This window comes from Micromonospora fluostatini, assembly GCF_050410825.1.
GTDB classification, from domain to species: Bacteria; Actinomycetota; Actinomycetes; order Mycobacteriales; family Micromonosporaceae; genus Micromonospora; species Micromonospora rosaria.
The window spans coordinates 2,685,947-2,706,568 of sequence record NZ_CP191251.1; the positions used below are offsets into that span (position 1 = coordinate 2,685,947).

A 20,622-nucleotide genomic window follows, 5' to 3' on the forward strand; every position below is an offset into this window, starting at 1 on the left:
ACGTGGCCGGCAGGTTCGGCCAGGTCGGCAGTTCCCCGACGTACGAACTGTTCGACCGCGTGCGTTCGATGCGCGGCCGTGGCGTGGAGGTGCTCGACTTGGCCAGCGGTGAACCCCTTTTCGACTCGCCGGCGCACGTCGTGACGGCGGCGGTCGCCGCGCTCGAGGCCGGCCGGACGCGGTACGCGCCGAGCCGCGGCCTGCCGGAGCTGTTGGAGGCCATCAGCGCCAAGCTGAAGGACGAGAACGCGGTGGTGACCGACCCGGCGACGGACATCGTCGTCACGCCGTCGGCCAAGCACGGTCTGTTCGTGGCGCTGGCCGCCGTCCTGGACCCCGGGGACGAGGTGCTGATTCCGACGCCGGGCTGGGTCAGCTACGCCGCGATGGCCCGCCTGCTCGGTGCGGTGCCCGTTCAGGTGCCGATGGCGCCTGAGGACGGCTTTCGGCTGAGCCGCAGCAGGCTGGCAGCGGCGGTCACCAGCCGCACCCGGGCGCTCGTGGTGAACACGCCGCACAACCCGACCGGGCACGTGTTGGACGAGGCCGAGGCCGAGGAAATCGCGGGCTTCGTCCACGACCACGACCTCGTGGTGATCACTGACGAGATCTACGAGAAGATCAACTTCGGCGCTCGGCCGCACCTGAGCATGGCATCGGTACCGGGCTGCGCCGACCGCACGCTGACCGTCAACGGTTTCTCGAAGTCGTACGCGATGCCGGGCTGGCGTCTCGGCTTCGTCGCCGGGCCGGCCGACATCGTCGCCGCCGTGCTCGCGGTGCACCAGCACACCGTCGGGTCAGCCGGCACGTTCGTCCAACACGGTGGGGTGGCGGCGCTCGGCGGCCCGCAGCGTGCCGTGTCGGACATGACCGCCGAGTACGCCGAGCATGCCCGGCTGACCGTCGGTGCCCTGGCCGCGATCCCCGGGGTGACCTGCCCCGCGCCGGAGGGCACCTTCTACGCGTTCCCCGATATTCGCGGAACCGGCTGGAGCAACTCCGTCGACTTCGCCCGGTGGCTGTTGGAGGAGACGGCGGTGGCGGTCACACCGGGCAGCGTGTTCGGGGCGGGCGGTGAGGGCCACGTGCGGGTGGCGTTCTCGGCACCGTCCGCCGTCCTGACCGAGGCGTTGCGGCGCTGGCGCTCCGCCGCGCCGTCGGCCTGTCCGAGGAGTGAGGCATGACAACGGCCCTCCCGGTGCTGCTCGTCGTCTACGACCACGGCAGTGTCGCGCCGCTGCGTCTGGCTGACGTCGCCGAGCGGATCGGCTGCCGGATCGTGTTCGTCTGTTCGGGGTCGGCGCATGCGGTGCAGATGCGCCCGATCCTCGCCCATGTGGCGGGCGTGGTCACCGGCGACGACCTGCCGCCCGGCGCCTTGGTGAGACGGCTGCGCGAGATGCGGCCGGCCGGGATCACCACGTTCAGCGAGTACCAGATCGGATACACCGCCTGGCTCGCGGCGGAACTCGGCCTGCCGTACCAGGATCCCTCGGACATACCAGCGATCACCACCAAGGCGGCGCAGCGCGAGCGGTTCCGGCACCGTGGGCTGGACAGCCTGCGGTCGATGGCGGTGACCAGCGAGGAGGACGCCGACCCCGCGCTTCGACACATCGGCCTGCCCGCGATGGTGAAGCCGGACCGGGGCTTGTCCAGCCGGAACACCGTCGCCGTGCGCACGGAGGAGGAGTACCACGCGACCGTCGCCGCGTTTCTGGGCGGTGGTGATGGTCAGCCGCCGGAGCGTCGGCTCGTCGTCGAGGAACTTCTCATCGGCCGCAAGACGGCCGAGCCGTGGGGCGACTACATCGCGGTCGACTGTGTGGCCGAGGGCGGCGTCGTCCGGCCGTTGTTCGTCACCGCGAAGTTCGCACTCGCGGAACCCTTCCGGGAACGCGGAGGGTACGGCCCACCGGTGCTGCCCGCCGAGGAGATCCACCACGTCGAGGACCTTGCCGTGCGGGCGGTGAGCGCGCTCAACTTCCGGCAGGGCGTCGCCGACGTCGAGATCAAACTCACCGACGCGGGCCCACGGGTCATCGAGGTCAACGGTCGCCTCGGTGGCTGGGTGGACGACCTGGCCATGCGCAGCGGCGCTCCCGGTGCTGCCGACGCCGCGATGCGCAGCGCCCTGTCCCTGCCCGTCGATCTCACCGGCGGCGAGTCCCGAATCGCCTTCCACTATGTCGCCATCGCGCCGATGTGGGCCCAGCGTGTGCGCGCCGTGCCTGGCCTCGCGACGCTGCGCGGCCTGGATGGTGTCGAGCGGGTGACACCCGACGTCCGCCCGGGCAGCCCTCTCGACTGGCGGGGCGGCACCCAGACCAGCAAACTCGCCGCGATAACCGGTGTCGCGGCCTCCCACGACCAGCTCGCCAGCCTGGTCGGCACGTTCGAACGACTTGATTGGATCGAACTCGAATGAGGAACGCCGACCTTGCCGCCGGATGGCTCGTCATCTTCGACTGCGACGGAGTGCTGGTCGAAACCGAGCCCGGCGAGACCGAGGCGATTCTGATGGTCGCCCGGCGGTACGGCTACCAGATGGGCCTGTCCGACGCGGTCGCGGCGTTCCGTGGGCGCAAGCTGGCCGAGGTGCAGCAGCTCATCGAGCGGGCGATCGGCGCGGCGCTGCCGGATCGGTTCATCCCCGAGGTCCGCGCCGCCTGCGCTGCCACGGTCGACGCGACCGTGCGGGCGTCGCCGGGCCTCCCAGCGGTCCTGGCCGCCTTGGGCCGCCCCACGTGCGTGGCCTCGAGCAGCCCACCGGACGTCATCGAGCGGCGGCTGACCACCGCCGGCCTGATCGACGCCTTCCGGGGCCGGATCTACTCCGCCTACGACGTCAACTCGTGGAAGCCCGATCCCGGCCTGTTCCGCCACGCCGCCGCCGCGTCCGGGTTTCCGCCGCAGCGGTGCGTGGTGGTCGAGGACAGCCACGTCGGCGTGACAGCGGCGATCGCTGCCGGCATGGTGCCGGTGGCCTACGACCCGGCGCCCGGCCTGCGGCCCGGATGGCCCGGTGCCCACCGGCTGCGCCATCTCGGGGACCTGCCCATGCTCCTCGACGCGGTTCTGCCTGCACTCGAATCCCGCACCCTCGACGCTTAGGAGTACCCATGCACGAGCCTCGCAAGATCATGGTGATCGGCGCCGGTGACATCGGTACCCGCACGTTCTTCTCGCTCGCTCATTCCGCGCAGCCACGCGATCTGCTCCTGGCCGGCCGGGACGAGCAGGCGGTCGGCCGGTTCGGGAACCTGACCCGGTTCAGCAGCATCCAGCGCGGTTACCACCCGCAGATCCGAACGCGCCGGGTGGACCTGGCCGACATCGACCGGACTGCCGAGGAGATCGCGGCGTTCGGGCCGGACATCATCTTCGCGGCGGCCAGCGTCCAGTCGTGGTGGGTGTTGTTCGACCTGCCGCCGGCGAAGTTCGAGAAGCTGTACCAGGCCCGGTTCGGCCCGTGGGTCCCCCTGCACCTGGCCCCGGTCGCCCAGCTGATGCAGGCGGTGCGGGCTGCGCGGTCGAACGCGGTCGTGGTCAACGCCGCCTTCCCCGACGCCGTTCATCCGGCGCTCGCCGCGGATGGTCTGAGTCCGCACGTCGGCATCGGCAACGTCGCCAACAACGTGCCGGGAATCCGCGCGTCGCTCGCCGACACGCTGGGCGTCACCGTCGATCGGGTGGAGGCACGGTTCGTCGCCCACCACTATGTCAGCCACCGGCTCAGCCGTACGGGCGGCGCGGGGAGCGCCCCGTTCGACCTGCGTGTGCAGGTGGACGGCCGGCCGATGCGCGACCTCGACACGGGTCAGGTCTTCCGCACGCTCCGCGACCGGTACGGCCGTACGGGTGGTCTGCGGGGCCAGGCGATGACGGTGGCCTCGGCGTTGAGCGTCCTGGAACCCCTCGCGCAGGGGTCGTCGGCGATCACGCACGCCCCGGGTCCGTTCGGCTTGGTCGGAGGCTACCCCGTGCGCATCGGCGGGGGCACGCTCACGCTGGACCTCGGTGACGAGCTGACCCAGGACGAGGCGGTGAAAATCAACATCGAGGGCCAGCGCTACGACGGGATTCAGGCGATCACGGAGTCCGGGCACATCGAGTTCGAGGAGTGGGCGGCAGACGTCCTGGAGACTGAGCTCGGCTACTCGTGTCGGCGGATGCACTGGCGGGAAGCGGTCGACCGGGCCACCGAACTGCGCGAGCGGTTCGTGTCGTACGCGAGCTGAACGGCGTGCCGGAGGGCTTGGTGGCAGGAAGGAGAGTTGCCGACTCGTCGAGCGTCGCAGGAGTCGTCAGCCACTCCGGCCGGCACCACTTCGCATCGGACGTCGTCGGCCTCTCGGCGGAGCTGGTCGAGCGGGCCCGTATCCACCACTAACGGCGGCGTGGATAGTTCGGCCCGAAGTCAGCGGGCCACCAGCAAATGATCCCGGAAGCGCCGTACGTCGGAGCATCGAACCCGCAGCTCGACGACTCACCCCCATGGATCGCAGACGCCGCTCAGGAAGCAGACGCTTCGTCCCCTACCCTACGAGGGCGTGCGCGCCTAGTTCGTGACCTGCGGGGTCACCTCGGCGGCAGGGCGTCTGCTCGATCTGATCGGGGAGGCTGGAGCCGCCTAATTGTCCCAGACGGTCGCGTCGAAGCCCCACTCATCAAAACCCTTGTTGACGAGCTTCAGACGGGCGATCCGTCCCTCATCCGTCAGCACGCAGACGGTCTGACCTTCCTCCAGATCGTCCGTATCGACTGTTTCGATCCCAGCGGCCGTGGCGACGTGTCGGCAATCCTCGTAGGTCGGCACGCTCCGTGCGTTCCACACCGCGATGCTGGCGTCCTCATCGGCGTTGAAGCCCTTGTAGCGGCCGTACCAGAGCTCCCCGCCGGTAGTGAGGCTCCTCCTCGCAGGCGGCACCAGGTCGAGGTCTTTGTAGTAGGAGTCGAGCACGAAGGGGCCCTGGTACTGCACGCTCACTTCCGTGGCCGGTGGCACCGTGGGCCCGCTCGCGGAGGCAGCCGTCGACGGCGAGGTCTCAGCGGAGGGCATCGGCGTCTCGGGTTCAGGCGTCTGCAACTCCACCGACGGAGACGACGAGGGCGACGGAGACGGAGACGAAGACGAAGACGAAGACGAAGACGAAGACGAAGACTCGCCCGCCACGACCGGCTGCGCCGGGCCGTCCGACCCTCGCGACACGACCATGACCAGCAGGGATACGACCATCAGGATCAACACGACGAGCAGCCCCACCACCCCCCAGAACCAGGTCGTCGGCACCGTGACCAGCCTGCTCCCCTGTGTCGCCACCACCACGGTGGGAACAGGCGCCGCACCGGCCCGCTCGATCGGCCGTGGTCGCAGAACCTGTGGCGACGTCGCGTCCGAGTTGCTGCGACCACGATCGACTCCCCGCGAGGATCCGGAGATCTCGACCTCATTGCCCGTCTGCGGGGCGGCGTCGTCACGACGGTCGGATTCCTGGAAGCCACTGTTCTCGCCGGAATTGCGCCCGCTCACCCAACCTGCCTTCCGAGATGGTCAATGCCACACCAGTCACAGACCAGATGCATCCTAGGGGCTTGCGGCAACCTCCGTCATTGACGTCTTTCCGATGACGCCATCGGTCAGGCCGGGGTCCGTCCGATCCCCGCACTCGCCGACATCGAGCCTTTTTCATCCTGCGTAGCGGTTGGCTTCGACGTGGTGCAGAACGAGGATGGCCTGCACGATCGGGGTCGCTCGTCGTGGGCAGCAGCGCAGCCTGACCAGGACCTTCCAGGTCTTGAGGGCGGCGATCGCCCGCTCGCCTCGGGCGCGGATCGTGGCGTGGGCGCTGTTGACGGCCTTCTGCCGGCGTGACAGCTTCGGGCGGTAGCGGCGCCGTTTGAACGGCGTGCGTACGCTGCCCCGGGCTCCTTGGTAGCCCTTGTCGGCGAAGGTCATCACGTCCGCGCTGGTCAGCGCTTCGAGGATGCCGTGGGTGCGGGCGGCGGTGAGGTCGTGCGCTGAGCCGGGTAGTGCCGGTGAGGCCCAGACGAGTCGGCCGGCCGCGTCGGCGATGACCTGCACGTTGACGCCGTGGCGCTTGTGCTTGCCGGAGTAGTACGGCCTCTGGTTGGCGACCCGGTCGATCGGGATCAGGGTGCCGTCCAGGATCGCGTACGCCAGCCGGCGTATCCGGTCCATGGCCGTGGTCAGGGTGTCGGCGGCGGCTGCGAGCAGGGCGATTGCTTCCTGCACGTAGCGCCAGGCGGTGGCGATGCTGACATCGAATCCGGCGGCGAGGCGGGTGTAGGTGTCGCCGTTGTGGAGGTGGGCCAGGGCGAGCAGCGCCTGTCGGCCCGGGTCGAGGCGTCGCCATCGGGATCGGCGCTGGTTACGGTGCTGGCGGATGCGGTCGGCGAGGTGGTTCAGGGTCCGGCTGGACAACGAGATCGCGGAGGGGTAAGACAGCACAGGCGAGGCTCCCGGTTGGGGCATCGGGTTTTGGTCGATTTGCTGTCTTACCTGGAGCCTCGCCCTCATCGATCACCGGGCTGCGCCCACCACTCCTGACCTGCGCGGTCACGTTGAAAAGGGCTCATCAAAGCGGACTCACGCATGATTGACAATGCCCAGACGCGAGACGGAGAGCATCATGGCTCCCCTTCCGCTCGGCCTCTCACCCACGCTGGCGGTGGCTTCAGTAGATGTCCGCCCCATCACCCGGCACCTTGCCGGTGGTCTGGGCTACGACATCGCGGCTTGGGCGTGGTGGCGGCCGATCGGCAGCATCAGCGGCTTGCCGGAGACCGGGTCGAGGATGACCTGGCTGTCCAGGCCGAAGACGGCGCGGACGCAGTCCTCGGTCAGCACCACGGCCGGCTCCCCCGCCGCGTGCAGGCCGCCGTCCGCCAGGGCGATGAGGTGGTGGGCGTAGCGGGCCGCCATGTTCAGGTCGTGCAGCACCATGACGATGGTGGTGCCCCGGTCGGTGTTCAGGTCGGTGAGGAGGTCCAGCACCTCGACCTGGTGGCTGACGTCGAGGAAGGTGGTCGGCTCGTCGAGCAGCAGCAGGTCGGTCTGCTGGGCCAGGGCCATCGCGATCCACACCCGTTGGCGTTGCCCGCCGGAGAGCTCGTCGACGGACCGGTCGGCCAGGTCGGCGGTGTGGGTGGCGTCGAGCGCGGCGGCCACCGCGAGGTCGTCCTGCCTGCTCCACCTGGACAGGATCCGCTGGTGGGGGTTGCGGCCCCGGCCGACGAGGTCGGCCACGGTGATGCCTTCCGGCGCGATCGGTGACTGCGGGAGCAGGCCGAGCGTGCGGGCCAGTTCCTTGGCGGGCATCCGGTGCACCTCCCGGCCGTCGAGCAGGACGTGGCCGGCGCGTGGTGCCAGGAGCCGGGACATCGACCGGAGCAGGGTCGACTTGCCGCAGGCGTTGGCGCCGACGATGGCGGTGATCCTGCCGGGGGGCACGAGCAGGTCGAGCGACTCGATGACGACGCGTTCGCTGTAGCCGACGGTCAGTTTCTCCACGGTCAGGGAGTGGGTGGTGGTCACAGTGAGCCTCCCGCGCGGTTGGTGCGGACGAGCAGGTAGATGAGGTACGGGGCGCCGAGTACGCCGGTGATCACACCGACCGGGAAGCGGGTGTCGAAGGCGAACTGGCCGAGGAAGTCGGCGACCAGGACCAGCAGCGCGCCGACCAGTCCGGCCGGCAGCAGCAGGGAGCCGCCGGGTCCGGTCAGCCGGGCCGCGATCGGGCCGGCCAGGAAGGCCACGAAGGCGATCGGTCCGGTGGCCGAGGTGGCGAAGGCGATCAGGCCGACGGCCGCGACGATCGACACCAGTCGGGTGCGTTCGCCGGGGGGACTGTAAAAACAACGGTGTAACTCCGATCAAGGGAGTAGCACCTGATGACGATCACGACTGATGCGGTGGACACTGCCGCTGTGTCCGGTGATGAGACGGCCAAGCGGCCGCGTACGAAGACGACGCCGGGGGGTGTCGATCCGGCGTTGGTGTCGCAGTTGGTGACCCAGGCCCGTGAGCAGGGGCTGCAGCTGTCCGGCGAGGGTGGCCTGCTGCAGCAGTTGACGAAGATCGTGCTGGAGTCGGCGCTGGATGGTGAGATCACTGACCACCTCGGCTACGACAAGCACGACACGGCCGGGGCGAACTCCGGCAACTCCCGCAACGGCAGCCGGTCCAAGACCGTGCTCACCGATGTCGGGCCGGTGCAGATCGATGTGCCGCGGGATCGGGCGGGTTCGTTCGAGCCGGCCATCGTCCGTAAGCGTCAGCGCAGGTTGTCCGGGGTGGAGGACCTGGTGCTGTCGCTGTCGGCGAAGGGCTTGACCACCGGTGAGATCAGCGCCCATCTGGCCGAGGTCTACGGCGCGCAGGTCTCTCGCCAGACGATCTCCACGATCACTGACAAGGTGATGGACGGGATGGCCGAGTGGCAGAACCGGCCGCTGGATCCGGTCTACCCGGTGGTGTTCCTCGACGCCATCAACGTCAAGATCCGGGATGGGAAGGTCGCCAACCGGCCGATCTACGTCGCTCTCGCGGTCACCGCCGACGGCACCCGCGACATCCTCGGTCTGTGGGCCGGCGACGGCGGCGAGGGCGCCAAGTTCTGGCTGCAGATCTGCACCGAACTCAAGAACCGGGGCGTCGACGACGTGCTCATGGCCGTCTGCGACGGACTGACCGGGCTACCGGAGGCCATCGGGCAGGTCTGGCCCCGCACCGTGGTCCAAACCTGCGTGGTGCACCTGCTGCGCAACTCCTTCCGCTACGCCGCCCGCCAGCACTGGGACGCCATCGCCAAGGCCCTCAAACCGGTCTACACCGCACCCACCGAGGCCGCCGCCACCGAACGGTTCCTCGAGTTCGCCGAGGCATGGGGCGGCCGGTATCCGGCGATCGTGAAGCTGTGGGAGAACGCCTGGGCCGAGTTCGTGCCGTTCCTGGCCTTCGACGCCGAGATCCGCCGAATCATCTGCTCCACCAACGCCATCGAAAGCGTCAACGCCCGCATCCGCCGCGCCGTGCGCGCCCGCGGACACTTCCCCCACGAGCAAGCCGCCCTCAAGTGCGTCTACCTCGCCGTCATGAGCCTGGACCCGACCGGGCAAGGCCGCAAACGCTGGGCCACCCGCTGGAAAAGCGCACTCAACGCCTTCGACATCACCTTCGACGGACGCCTCTCCGCCGGCCGCAAGTAGACATCAACCAACCCCAGTTACACCGTTAACTTGACAGCCCCATGTCGCGCTCCCCCGGGCTCGGCGGGTATGACGCGCGGTGGCAGCCTCCCGGGCGGCGGCACGCTGAGGTGACGTCGCGGGACGGCTTTCGACTGCTGCTGCTCCGGCTCGGAGCCGGTCCTTTCCGAGGGGCCGGCCGGCGTGCGGTGGTCGGCCCGCCCTCTCACGGGATGGCGGGCGCTCGGGTCACTGGACGTTGACGGTGTCGCCGAGGTTGCCGACGATGCTGTCGGCGCCGTCCTGGCCGGTCAGCCGTCGGGCGCGATCGCGACGGCGTACGAGGACGTCCCCACGCCGACCATTGCCGCCACCGTGTTCGTGGACGTGTCCCGCACCGAGACAGTCCCGGCCCGGTAGTTGGTGACATAGCCGTACGCGGTCGAGCTGGCGGTTGCCGGGGTGCCCGGCGGAGCCACGATCCCGACACCCAACGGCAGCACGACGGCAGCCCGGAGTGCCAGTCCCGTTGGCGGGACTCCGTGTGGCACCAGTGACATTCCTGCCCTTTCGAGAGCCTTGGCGCACCCGAGCCGCCCCGCCTGCGGATCCGCGCAGACGGAGGTCGGAGGAGGGTGTGCGAACAGTTCCCCCACGCCAGGTGGAAGCCACCCGTCGAGTGAGCCGGACGATTTCAGAGGGGGTCGACCCACCGTACGCACCAGCGAAGATCGATGAACATAGTTAACCTGTCGGTTTTCCGGCATCGGCCGAATCCCCGCGTTAACCAGAAAGCACCAATGCTTCACTGTGGATCCGAAGGCTCAGGCCCCGGCCGCGTCCGCTCCCCCGAGCGTCGGGAGAGTGCGGAGATGTCGCCCTGTCGGGTACCCGTCAGCGGCACCGGCGGGCAGCCGTGATCGTCACGCCCGCGCCGCGTCACACTCAGATGACGAAGTGGGTCCAGTAGGCGAGCCAGAGGACGAACAGGGCGCCCTGGAGCAGTCCGAGCACGGCGGTCGACCAGACGTCGATCCCGGGCCGCCGCGCCCAGCGGGCCAGCACGAGAGCCACCGGGAACACGGCGAGCAGGTAGCGCAGCAGGCTCTTGTAGACGGGCGGGCCCATCGACAGCGGCACCAGCACCATCAGTACCCCGTACACCAGGTAGGGCAGGCCCAGGCGGCGGGCGCCGGCGACGAGGACGGCCAGGACCAGGACGGCGATCCAGACCCGGACGGCGTCGCGCGGCGGCGCCCCGGTCAGGCCGTGCCAGAGCACGCCGAGCGGATTCTGCACCCGGATGCTCCAGCCCTCCTCCTGGGCGCGCTTGTAGGCGAACCAGTCCCCGCCCTGCCACCGGCAGAACGCCATGAAGGCGAGCCAGCCGGCGGGCACCAGCAGCAGCGGCCACCCGGACCGCAGGTACCCCCACAGGGCGGGTGGGCGCAGCCGGTAGCCGCCCTGCCGGAGCAGCACCAGGGTGAGCGGGAGGACCACGACGAACCCGGCCGACCGGCTCAGCGCCAGGAAGAAGCCGACCGCGCCGACCAGCAGCCACCGGCGTTTCTCCGCGTAGTAGAAGGTCGCCAGCGCCAGGCAGAGGAAGAGCGACTCGGTGAGCGCCGCGTGGAACAGGAAGGCGGTGGGCAGCAGCACCAGGTACCGCACGAACCGGCGGGCCGCCCGGTCGCCGTCGCGGTCGGTCCCCTGCTCGGCGTCGGCGTCACGGGAGTCGGCGACGCCGGTGGTGGCACCGGTCAGCAGGTGCTCGCCGAGCCGGTGGGCGTAGTAGAGGACGCCGAGGAAGGCCGCGTTGGCGACGAGCAGCAGCGCGAGCGCGGTGTCGCCGCCCAGCAGCGGGGCCAGCGGTCGGGCGAGGAACGGGTACAGCAGGGGGAAGGCGAAGTCCCGCCACGGCTCGTCCAGCGGCAGCCGGGCCAGGTGGTCGTAGATGAACGAGTCCCAGGCGAACCAGAGCGAGAACCACCGGTGCGGCGACACCTCCCGCTGCTGCTCGCGCATCAGCACCTCGTCGGCGGCGGCGCCGAGGGGATCTCGTCGAAGGCGGCGAGCGCGAGCACCCCGACCAGACTGAGGACGATCTTGGTGCCGACGAAGACCGCCAGCACGGACGGCCAGGGCGCGGGGATCCGCGTGAGCAGTCGGCCCACCCGGCCCGTCCCGACCATCCGTGAAGTTCGCGGTGCCGAGGTTGTGCCGTTCGGTTCTGGCGTCGGCCGTGGCCGGCGTCCTCGTCGTGGCCGGGTTGGTGTGGACCAGCCCGCAGGCCAGCGCGGCGACGGTAGCGGCGTTCCCCGGCGCCATGGGCCCGGCGATGTACGCGACCGGCGGCCGGGGCGGCGACGTCTACCACGTCACCAACCTCACCGACAACGCCAGCAACCCGCAACCCGGCTCGTTGCGCTACGGCATCAACACCACGCCGAGCAGTGGGCGGACGATCGTCTTCGACGTGGCCGGCACCATCAAGCTCTCCCCGCCCGGTCGGCAGGGTTGGCTGTCGTTCGGCGCGAGCAACCTGACCATCGCCGGCCAGACCGCGCCGTCGCCGGGCGTCACGATCATGGGTCAGGCGACCAAGGTGACGGGCAAGAACGTCGTCATCCGTCACCTGAAGTTCCGGCCCGGTCAGGACCAGGCCAACCCGGGGTCGGCGACCAACGACGGCATCTGGATCACCGGCGACAACATCATCGTCGACCACGCCTCGGTCAGTTGGCACGACGACGAGGGCATCAGCGCGAGCGATGGCGCCGGCCAGGTCTCGGTGCAGTACTCGATCGTCTCCGAGGGGTTGAACTACGCGGCGCACAGCTTCGGCGCGCTCGTCGGCAGCGACGTGAGCGGCTCGAACATCGCCTACACCCACAATCTGTTCGCCCACAACCGCAGCCGGCTGCCCCGGTTGGGCAACGAGGTGGGCGCGGTGAACCATGTCGAGTGGAGCAACAACGTCGTCTTCGAGGGCGCGGGCTACAGCGGCGGCAACCAGCTCGTCAACGCCAACTTCGTGGGCAACACCTTCCTCCGGCACAACAGCAGCAGTCCCGCGGCGTACGTCGGGGCGGCCGGTACGGCCATCTACCAGTCGGGCAACAGGATGGACTACAACGGGGACTCGAACCTGACCAACGGCCAGGACGCCTCCTGGGACCACTTCACGTCGGTCCCGACGAAACGGACCTCGCGCTTCAACGTCCCCCACGTCGTCACCGAGTCGGCGGCCACGTCGCTGCCGAAGGTCCTGGACCGCGCCGGGGCGTTCTGGTGGGCGCGCGACGCCCATGACACGCGGATCGTCAGCGAGACGCGCTCGACCACCGGGACGCTGGTCAACTATGCCAACGCCACCGAGTGGAACAACCTGTGGAACGCCGCGCAGGTGAACCGGGCCAGCGGTTGGGACACCGACCGGGACGGCATGCCCAACGCGTGGGAGAGCGCCAACGGGTTCAACCCGAACAGCGCGGACCACAACGGCGACGCGGACGGCGACGGCTACCGCAACATCGAGGAGTACCTCGACTACGCCGCCCAGGGCAGTGGACCGCTTCCGACGACCCCACCCACCACTCCTCCGACCGCCACGCCCCCGACCACCCCGTCGGCCACTCCCCCGACCACCACGCCGCTCACCACGCCGCCGACGACCCCGCCGGCGGGGAGCGGGTGCACCGCGACCTACCGGACCGTCAACAGCTGGGCCGGTGGCTACCAGGGCGAGGTGACGGTGAAGGCCGGCGGTTCGGCCGTCACCGGTTGGACGGTCCGGTGGACGCTCGGCACTGGCCAGGCCATCAGTCAGATCTGGGGCGGCCAGCTCACCACGAGCGGCACGAGTGCCACCGTGGTCAACGAGAGCTACAACGGCGCGTTGCCAGCCTCGGGCTCGACCACGTTCGGCTACCTCGGGACGGGCACGCCGACGACGCCCACCCTGACCTGCTCCGGTAGGTGAGAACGAGCCCGCCGCCGCGGGGCGCGGCGGCGGGACCGCCCGGAGAACCGGGGCGAGCCGCACGGCGTGCGGAGGCTCGCCGGCACCACGTACCGTCGCCGGGGCCGGCTGGTCGACCGGCGACTGTCGGCGATGGCCGCCCGGCGGGCTCGTGACCGTGAGGGCAGGTGTGACCCCGTGACGATCCAGCGCACGACAGCCGTCCCGACCGATGAGCAGATCCGGGCGTTGCACGAGCGGTACGCGCCGACCGAGGCGGCCTTCGACCTCGTCTACACGCACTGCCGGATCGTGTGCGCCGTGGCGGAGCAGCTCCTCGACCGGTACCCCTCGGCCCTGGACGTCGACCTGGTGCGGGCCGGCTGCCTGCTGCACGATGTCGGCGTCTACCGCCTGTTCGACGCGGCGGGGCGCCTGGACCACGGGAACTACGTCCGACACGGGGTGCTGGGGCACGGGCTGCTCCGGGCGCTCGGCTTCCCGGAGGTCGTCAGCCGGTTCTGTTCGCACCACACCGGGGTCGGACTGAGCCGGGACGACGTGGTGCGGCAGGGTCTACCGCTTCCCGTCGACGACTATCTGGCCGAGACCGTGGAAGAGCAGTTGGTGATGTACGCGGACTCGTTCCACAGCAAGACGACCCCGCCCACCTTCGTGAGCGTGCGGTCCTACTCCGCCGGGGTCCGACGGTTCGGTGCGGACAAGGTGGCCCGGTTCGCGGCGTTGGTGGACATGTTCGGCGAGCCGGACCTGGGGCCGCTGGCCCACCGTCACCAGCAGCCGATCGTCTGAGGCTCACGGATCACAGTCATCGTCGCCGATACCTGGACAGACCGCCGAAGTCGGTCCTACCTCACGAGGGGTCGCCACCGCTACGGCGCTCCGCACAAGTCCACTGTCGACTTTCTGGAGGTTGGGAATCCCATCTCGTTTGTAGGGTGGGCCGCGCTGCCCGTCCACCCCCAGGAAGATGCCCCATGCGTCTGCTCGCCGTACCCGTCCGCATCGACGCACTGTGGCTCCCGGCCCAGCGGACCGTCGCCGGCCCGGTCGCCGACTTCACCCGCCTGCCCTACCGTGACCCGGTCACCGGGCGGGACGTGCACCCCGACCAGCCCTTCCTCAGCGAGGGGATCCTTCCCGCCCCCTTCGAGGAGGAGCTGACCCTCCGGGCCGGGGTGCACCTGCACTGGGCGCTGCCCGACGCCCTGACCCGGCTGGTGCACGGCCCGCAGGGAGGGCAGCCGCCCCGGGTGCCGGACCGGTGGCTGGTGACCCGCACCGACCCCGACGGACGGCGGGCCCGGTGGGTGGTGGAGAGCGACGCCCTCACCGACGGGTCGACCTCGTCGGTGCCGTACCCCCTCTCCCCCGAGGACCCCGCGGGCCCGTCGGGTCGGCCGTGGCGACGGCTGGGGCGGGTGCTGCCCCTGGGGGCGTGGCCGGGGCCGGAGACCGACCGGGTGGCCCGGCTGACCGCCCTGGGGTACGGGGAGCCCACCTTCGCCGCCTTCTACCCCCACTCGGCCAGCGTCTTCGGGTTCTTCGACCCGCAGGGCGCCCGGCCTGCGGCCGGTACCCGCTACGACCTGCTCGGCTGGTACTCCTCCCCCGCCCAGGACGAGCTGGCCGACGCCCTGGCCCGGCCGGGTGCCGGCACCTGGGCGCAGCGGGTGGCCGACGAGCTGGGTTGGGCGGCGGGGCCCGAGGGGACGGCCCCGGAGCGGATGGTCTGCGTCGGCCGGTTGACCCTCGACCCGGAGGGTGAGCTGTCCCTGCTGGAGACCCGGACCACCGGGACCGGGGTCTACCTCGGCGACAGCGCCACCGAGGCCCTCGCCGCCCATCTTGGGGCGGAGCTGCCCGGGGTGAGCGCCGACGAGATGGAGCAACTCCTGGAGGCGATCGATGTCGCCGACCGTCTGGAGTCCGCCACCCTGGACCTGCCGGAACGGCTCGCCGAGGCCCGGCACACCGCCGCCTTCACCCCGGTCGCCGCCGGGACCCGGTGGACGGTCCGGCCGCAGGACGCCGTCCCCGGCGTCGACCCGGCGGCCCTGCTCACCGCCGCCGGGCCCGCCGGTCTCGCCCCGCTGGGGGCCGCCCCGGCCCGGGAGGTGGCCGACCTGCCGGCCGAGCTGGGTGACCTGCTGGTCGCCCTGAACGCGGCCCAGACCGCGCACGAGGGGGCCCAGGCGCAGGCCACCGGGCTGCGGCAGCGGCTGTTCGCCGACTGGCACCGGTACCTGACCTGCGCCTACCCGCCGCCGGAGAACCGGACGGACTACCCCGACCCGGACCTGGCAGCCGCCTACCTGCGCCGGGAGATGGCGGCCCTGGACGCGCTGCTCGCCGAGACCGGGGAGTTCCCCCCGACCGGGCCGGGGGACACACTGGCCCACCGGCTGGCGGCGGCCCTGAAGGCGGTGGAGGCGGTGGTGGCCCGGGTCAACGCGGCGCTGCCGGAGGGGGCCGGGTACCGGCTCCAGCAGCTCCCCGACGACTCGTACCAGGTGCCCAACGAGCCGGTGGTGCTGCTGACCGGCGCCGAGGCGACCGGGTCGGACCGGTACGGCAGCGACGACGAGCACCCCGAGGGTCTGCTGCCCTGCGTCCTGGTGGAGGCCCCCGGGGCGGCCGGGGCGCTGACCGACGCCGAGGGGGTGGCCTCCGCCGGTGACCTGGTGGACGCGGTCCTCACCGGGCTGTCCGAGCCCCATCCGGCGTTGCGCCGGTGGACCGGGCAGCCGTGGCATCCCCTGCTGCTGCACTGGGAGGTGGAGTTCCTGCCGGCGGCCCCGGGGACCAACCTGGACCCCACCGACCGGGACTACGACCCCGAGGTGGTCAGCCTCAACTACCGGCTCCCGGCCGGGGAGGTGGAGCTGGAGCCCCGCCCCGGGCACCGGCTGACCGAGCGGGCGGCGGTCACCTACAGCGGCAGCACCGTGCTCTCCACCGCCACCCGTCCGCTGCTCTCGGCCCGGATCCTGCGGTACCTCGCGGGCAGCCCCCTGGCCCGGTACAACGAGGAACGTGTGGCGGCCGGGTTGGGGCCGCTCACCCCGGAGCAGGTGACCGGGGAGCCGGGGGCGCTGCTCGCCTGGTGCGCCGAGGGATCGGCCGATCCCCGGTGGGGAACCCTGGCTGCCGCCTACGCGCATCTGGCCGCGCACGAGGGGAGCAACCTGGCGCAGAGTCTGGGTGGGTTCAACGACGCCCTGCTGATGCGGCGGTTGACCCGCCAGCTTCCCGTCCTCGACCCTCTCGGTTTCCCGTCCGGGCAGTTGCTCGCCGCGCAGGTACGGGACCGGGTCGGGGAGCAGAACCGGCAGGGTCCGGTGCCGCTGGCCGACTTCAACCCGCTGCGGGCCGGTTGCCTGCGGTTGCTGCGGCTGCGGGTGGTGGACTCGTTCGGTGTCGGGCACGACCTGTCGGTGGACCAGCCCGCCGCCACCACCCGGCTGCGGGTGCCGGACCGGCCGGGCTGGATCGCCCTGCCGCCTCGGGTGGCGCAGCCGGCCCGGCTGCGGCTGCGGCTGCTCGACGCCGGGCAGCCGGCCCGGCCGGTGAGCGGGCTGGTGGAGTCCACCCCGGTCTGCGGGTGGCTCCTGCCCGACCTGCTCGACGACGGGTTGCGGGTGCACGCCGCCGCCGGGGAGTGGCTGGGCAGTCTCCTGCCCGACCCGGATCCGGACCGCCCGGACCTGGCCCGGTGGCTGCCCGCTCCCACCCGGGGGGTGCCCGCCGTGGAGCAGATCGGCAACCCGGGGCTGCGGGCCGTCGTCGACCGGCTGCGGGGGTACGGGGCCGACCGGCTCGGGGAGCTGTTCGGTTCCCTGGTCGAGGCGCTGGAGGCGGTGGGTGAGGAGGGGGAGGGCGGCCATCAGGTCCGGTCCCGGCTCACCGGCCGGCCGATCGCGGTGCTGCGCCTGAGCCTGGGGCTGGAGCTGCTCGGCCCGCCCGCGATCCACCAGGACTGGAACGTGTTCCGGCAGGACCTGGGGCGTACCGGCCGGGAGACCAACGGGTTCCCGCTGGTGCGGTTCCCGGTCCGGGTGGGGGCGTACGGGCGGCTCGGCGACGGGGTGCTGGGGTACTGGCGGCATGAGCCCGACGGGAGCCTCGGCGTCGAGTACCACGACGTGCCCGACATGGCCGCGGCCGGCACGGACCCGCCGGTCCGGCTCGCCTTCGGGCTGCCCGAGGAGACCCTGACGGTGCTCCTGGAGCCGGCCGGGGCGCTGCACGCCACCACCGGGATCCTGCCCACCGTCTCGGTGCGGCTGGACCCGGCCCATCACCACGATGCCCTGGCCCGGTTGGAGACCGGTTTCCTCGCCGCCCCGGTGTTGACCGACGCGGCCGGGGTCGGGCTGGTGCTGCCCGCCACCGAGCCGGGTCGCCGGTGGACGTGGCGGGAGCGGGCGGGTGACGTCTGGACCGAGACCGAGGATCCGCCGGCCCCGAACCCCGGCTTTCCCACCGATGTGACCCTGCGGGAGGGCTGGCTCGCGCTGCCCACCGCGACCACCACCCGATGAGCCACCACCTGACGAGTCACCGCCCGGATGACCCGGCCGGATCAAGGATGCGAGCGATGCCCCCGATCACCCTCTCCCTCACCCTCGACCAGACGAACGTGATCCTGGAGGCCCTGGGTCAGATGCCCTACGTCCGTGTGTACGAACTGATCGAGAGCATCGGCCAGCAGGCCGGGGCCCAGCTCCACCCGGAGGGGGGCCCGGCCGGGGCCCGACCGACCGTCCCCGGCGCCGCCTCCACCGGCTCCGCCGCCCCCGTCGTCCCGGGCTCCCCGGCGTGAGCGCCGCCCTGCTGCTGCACTGGCAGCTCGACGACCTGGCCCCCGGTCCCCTGGTCACCGGCTCCCCCGCCGCCCCGGCCACCGGGGAGGTCGAGGGCAGCCCGCAGGTCCGCGCCGACGACCGGTTCGGCAGTTGCCTGACCCTGGCCGGGGGCTCCGACGCGGTGGTCAGCACCACGGGGGTGGCCCAGCCGGTCACCAGCATGGCCTGGGTACGGGTGCCCCCGATGCCGTCGAACTCGATGGCTGTCGTCTTCGGTCAGCGGGGCCACTTCGTGCTGTGGCTGCACGACGACGGCCGGATCGTGTACCAGGGCTCCACAATGAACGGGCCGTTCCGGCTGGAGGCCGGGCCGGGGACGTTCACCTTCGACCAGTGGCACCACCTGGCGGTGACCAGCCGGGACAGCACCACCCGGATCGTGCTGGACGGGGTGGTGGTGGCCGAGGACGCGATGCCGGGGCCCATCCAGCCGAGCGGGGAGCCGTTCGCCCTGGGCCGCGACCCCGATTCGGTCAGCTCCCACCTGCCCCTGGACGCGGCTCACGTGCGGGTGTACGACGGTCCCCGGTCGGTGGCGGAGATCGCCCGGGACATGGCCGCCGACGAGGCTCTGCTGGCCACCTTCGTCCGGACCCATCCCCTCACCTTCGCGCTGGTCAACGTCGACGACCAGCCGGTGCTGTACATCGACGACGCCCCGGGCGGGCAGACCCTCACCCTGCGGGTGAGCAACTCCTCCCGCCAGGACCTGGCGCTCTGGTCGGCGCCCGGACCCACCGGCCCGGAGAGCCACCACCTGTCGGTGGCCTTCCGCCAGGGGGTGCTGGCCGCGGACTCCCGGCCGGCCCTGCGGGTGCCCGGGTGGGAGCTGTTCGTGGCCGGCTCCACCGGCTGGCTGCGCGGGCCGGAGGGGCTGACCCTGCCGGCGGGGACCTCCCTCGACCTGCCCCTGACCGGGCTGCGGGCCGACGGGGTGGGCGGCACCCGGGGCAGTCGGGTGGAGCTGGGCTACCGGCGTATGGGGTACAGCGGGGAGCCCAGCGAGCTGGCCGGGGTCCGGCACCAGGTGCTGGAGATCGTCAACCACCGGGGCCGCCCCGAGGTGCCCCTGCACCTGGGGTTCGTCGGCGGGGACCGGGTGCTCAGCGACGGGCGGACGCCCCGCGACCTGCGGGTCCGGGTGGCCAACCTCTCCCGGGAGATGCCCGTGCCGCTGACCGGGGCGGACGGGACCGCCCCCACCGAGCTGGTCCTCTCCTTCGAGGTGCAGGGTGAACAGGAGACCCGGGACTGGGCCCTGACCACCGCCGGTACCGCCGGCACGGTCACCCTGCGGGTCGCGGGGTCCGTTCCCGGGGGCTGGCATGTGCACCGGGAGATGTTGGCGGACCGGGCCCAGTGGACCCTGATTGCCCAGCAGGACACGACCATTCCGCCCGGGGAGTGCCTGGAGCTGACCCTGGAGGAGGTGCAGGGGCTGCCGGACCCCGGCCACGCCCCGGTGGTGCTGGCCTACCGCAACCTTCCCGGGTTCCGGGACGGTCAGCTCAGCGCCGAGGTGGAGCGGGCGCCGTTGGTCTTCTCCGCCCGTCACGCCGGGCTGGGCACCGCCGCTCCGCAGGCCCGGCTGCACGTCGTGGACGACACCGGTGACGCCCACGGGGGCAGCGTCATCGTCGGCCCCACCGGCCAGCCGAACCTGCGGCTGGGCTACGACACCGGGTACTCGTGGATCCAGTCCCACGGCGCCGCGCCGCTGGCGATCAACCCGGTGGGTAACAAGGTCGGCATCGGCACCACCGCGCCCCGGTCCCCGCTGACCGTTCAGGCGGTCACCGAGCACCTGCAGTTGCGGCGGGAGGCCCAGAGCGGGGGTGCGGTGGTGTTCCTGGAGCTGTTCCAGGACCAGACCCCGGCCGGGGTGGACGTCTACCCCAGCATCCGCTTCCACCACTCCCACAAGTTCTGGCACCGCATCGAGGGCCGCCCCGACGGCTTCGCCTTCAAGGAGGGCGCCTCGGACGAGCTGACCGGTGTGACGACCGGGGCGCTGAACGCCAGCACCGTGACGACCCCCCGGCTCCAGGCCGACGAGGTGCGGGGCACCCGGCTCGCCGCCGGCCAGTCGGTGCTCACCGCCGGCTCCGACCACCTCCAGCTCCGCCGGGAGGCCCAGGGCGGGGGCGGGGTGCTGTTCCTGGAGCTGTACCAGGACCAGACCCCGGACGGCGTGGACGTCTACCCCAGCATCCGCTTCCACCACTCCCACAAGTTCTGGCACCGCATCGAGGGCCGCCCCTACGGCTTCGCGTTCAAGCAGGGCGACTCCGACGACCTGAGCGACGTCCGGGCCGCCCGGGGGATCTTCCAGGCTCTGACCGTGGACGGGGTCACCGTCGGCGCCAACGAGCTGCGGGCCCTGCTGCGGCTGGCCGCCGGGCAACTGGAGTTCGACCTCTACAACGTGGTGCAGAACGAGTTCGCCTACGCCGCCGACTTCAGCCCCTTCGACCATGACCGTCGACACGTCTTCACCTGGCGGCGCAAGGACGAACGGGTCAGCCAGGGCCGCTGGCGGATCGCCTTCCCGAGCTGAGG

At 71.5% G+C, this 20,622-nt stretch carries 17 protein-coding genes; 10 read left to right on the forward strand and 7 right to left on the reverse strand.

All coding sequences use genetic code 11. The features are described 5' to 3' along the window. Nucleotides 1–2: 2 nt before the first annotated feature. The 4 genes from ACQUFX_RS11450 to ACQUFX_RS11465 are packed head-to-tail and all read left to right on the forward strand — an operon-like array spanning nt 3 to nt 4,244. The gene (locus tag ACQUFX_RS11450; RefSeq protein WP_428965990.1) at nt 3–1,187 is read left to right on the forward strand and encodes a pyridoxal phosphate-dependent aminotransferase; all 1,185 of its coding nucleotides are present in this window, start codon (nt 3–5) and stop codon (nt 1,185–1,187) included. A gap of 14 nt (nt 1,188–1,201) precedes the next feature. After that, nucleotides 1,202–2,431: an ATP-grasp domain-containing protein gene (locus ACQUFX_RS11455; protein WP_428965991.1), complete on the forward strand. Its 1,230-nt coding sequence runs from the start codon at nt 1,202–1,204 to the stop codon at nt 2,429–2,431. Continuing rightward, nucleotides 2,428–3,117: an HAD family hydrolase gene (locus tag ACQUFX_RS11460; protein ID WP_428965992.1), complete on the forward strand. Its 690-nt coding sequence runs from the start codon at nt 2,428–2,430 to the stop codon at nt 3,115–3,117. The genes ACQUFX_RS11455 and ACQUFX_RS11460 overlap by 4 nt, the downstream gene beginning before the upstream one ends. Before the next feature lie 8 nt (nt 3,118–3,125). Beyond that, the gene (locus tag ACQUFX_RS11465) at nt 3,126–4,244 is read left to right on the forward strand and encodes a Rossmann-fold NAD(P)-binding domain-containing protein (protein ID WP_428965993.1); all 1,119 of its coding nucleotides are present in this window, start codon (nt 3,126–3,128) and stop codon (nt 4,242–4,244) included. 392 nt (nt 4,245–4,636) lie between these two features. On the opposite strand, the gene ACQUFX_RS11470 is transcribed toward ACQUFX_RS11465, so the two are convergent. The 4 genes from ACQUFX_RS11470 to ACQUFX_RS11485 form a co-directional block, all read right to left on the reverse strand. Beyond that, nucleotides 4,637–5,536 carry a hypothetical protein gene (locus ACQUFX_RS11470; protein WP_428965994.1) on the reverse strand — a complete coding sequence of 300 codons (900 nt, stop codon included), beginning with the start codon at nt 5,534–5,536 and terminating at the stop codon, nt 4,637–4,639. Between the two features lie 156 nt (nt 5,537–5,692). Then, nucleotides 5,693–6,475, reverse strand: coding sequence for a transposase family protein (locus ACQUFX_RS11475; RefSeq protein ID WP_428961346.1), 783 nt, complete (start codon nt 6,473–6,475; stop codon nt 5,693–5,695). A 273-nt stretch (nt 6,476–6,748) separates the two neighbouring features. Beyond that, nucleotides 6,749–7,561, reverse strand: coding sequence for an ABC transporter ATP-binding protein (locus tag ACQUFX_RS11480; RefSeq protein WP_428965995.1), 813 nt, complete (start codon nt 7,559–7,561; stop codon nt 6,749–6,751). Continuing rightward, entirely contained in the window at nt 7,558–7,851 is a 294-nt protein-coding gene (locus tag ACQUFX_RS11485) for an iron chelate uptake ABC transporter family permease subunit (RefSeq protein WP_428966933.1), read from the reverse strand. The genes ACQUFX_RS11480 and ACQUFX_RS11485 overlap by 4 nt, the downstream gene beginning before the upstream one ends. A 66-nt stretch (nt 7,852–7,917) precedes the next feature. Between ACQUFX_RS11485 and ACQUFX_RS11490 the strand changes: the two genes are divergently transcribed. After that, complete coding sequence (locus ACQUFX_RS11490; RefSeq protein WP_428961222.1) at nt 7,918–9,234, forward strand: IS256 family transposase; 1,317 nt, start codon at nt 7,918–7,920, stop codon at nt 9,232–9,234. Nucleotides 9,235–9,524: 290 nt separating this feature from the next. Here ACQUFX_RS11490 and ACQUFX_RS11495 read toward each other — a convergent pair whose 3' ends face one another. From ACQUFX_RS11495 to ACQUFX_RS11505, 3 genes are all read right to left on the reverse strand, one after another. Beyond that, nucleotides 9,525–9,716 carry a hypothetical protein gene (locus tag ACQUFX_RS11495; protein WP_428965996.1) on the reverse strand — a complete coding sequence of 64 codons (192 nt, stop codon included), beginning with the start codon at nt 9,714–9,716 and terminating at the stop codon, nt 9,525–9,527. Nucleotides 9,717–10,158: 442 nt separating this feature from the next. Then, entirely contained in the window at nt 10,159–11,238 is a 1,080-nt protein-coding gene (locus ACQUFX_RS11500) for a hypothetical protein (protein WP_428965997.1), read from the reverse strand. Beyond that, nucleotides 11,238–11,387, reverse strand: coding sequence for a hypothetical protein (locus tag ACQUFX_RS11505; RefSeq protein ID WP_428965998.1), 150 nt, complete (start codon nt 11,385–11,387; stop codon nt 11,238–11,240). The genes ACQUFX_RS11500 and ACQUFX_RS11505 overlap by 1 nt, the downstream gene beginning before the upstream one ends. Before the next feature lie 68 nt (nt 11,388–11,455). Between ACQUFX_RS11505 and ACQUFX_RS11510 the strand changes: the two genes are divergently transcribed. The 5 genes from ACQUFX_RS11510 to ACQUFX_RS11530 all read left to right on the forward strand — a co-directional run bounded on the left by ACQUFX_RS11510 (nt 11,456) and on the right by ACQUFX_RS11530 (nt 20,620). After that, on the forward strand, nt 11,456–13,195 hold the full coding sequence (locus ACQUFX_RS11510; RefSeq protein ID WP_428965999.1) for a cellulose binding domain-containing protein: 1,740 nt from the start codon (nt 11,456–11,458) through the stop codon (nt 13,193–13,195). Nucleotides 13,196–13,372: 177 nt separating this feature from the next. After that, on the forward strand, nt 13,373–13,987 hold the full coding sequence (locus ACQUFX_RS11515) for an HD domain-containing protein (protein WP_428966000.1): 615 nt from the start codon (nt 13,373–13,375) through the stop codon (nt 13,985–13,987). Between the two features lie 185 nt (nt 13,988–14,172). Further along, the gene (locus ACQUFX_RS11520) at nt 14,173–17,739 is read left to right on the forward strand and encodes a hypothetical protein (RefSeq protein ID WP_428966001.1); all 3,567 of its coding nucleotides are present in this window, start codon (nt 14,173–14,175) and stop codon (nt 17,737–17,739) included. 56 nt (nt 17,740–17,795) lie between these two features. After that, nucleotides 17,796–18,020, forward strand: coding sequence for a hypothetical protein (locus tag ACQUFX_RS11525; RefSeq protein WP_428966002.1), 225 nt, complete (start codon nt 17,796–17,798; stop codon nt 18,018–18,020). Continuing rightward, nucleotides 18,017–20,620 carry a LamG domain-containing protein gene (locus ACQUFX_RS11530; protein WP_428966003.1) on the forward strand — a complete coding sequence of 868 codons (2,604 nt, stop codon included), beginning with the start codon at nt 18,017–18,019 and terminating at the stop codon, nt 20,618–20,620. The genes ACQUFX_RS11525 and ACQUFX_RS11530 overlap by 4 nt, the downstream gene beginning before the upstream one ends. The last annotated feature ends 2 nt before the right edge of the window (nt 20,621–20,622 follow it).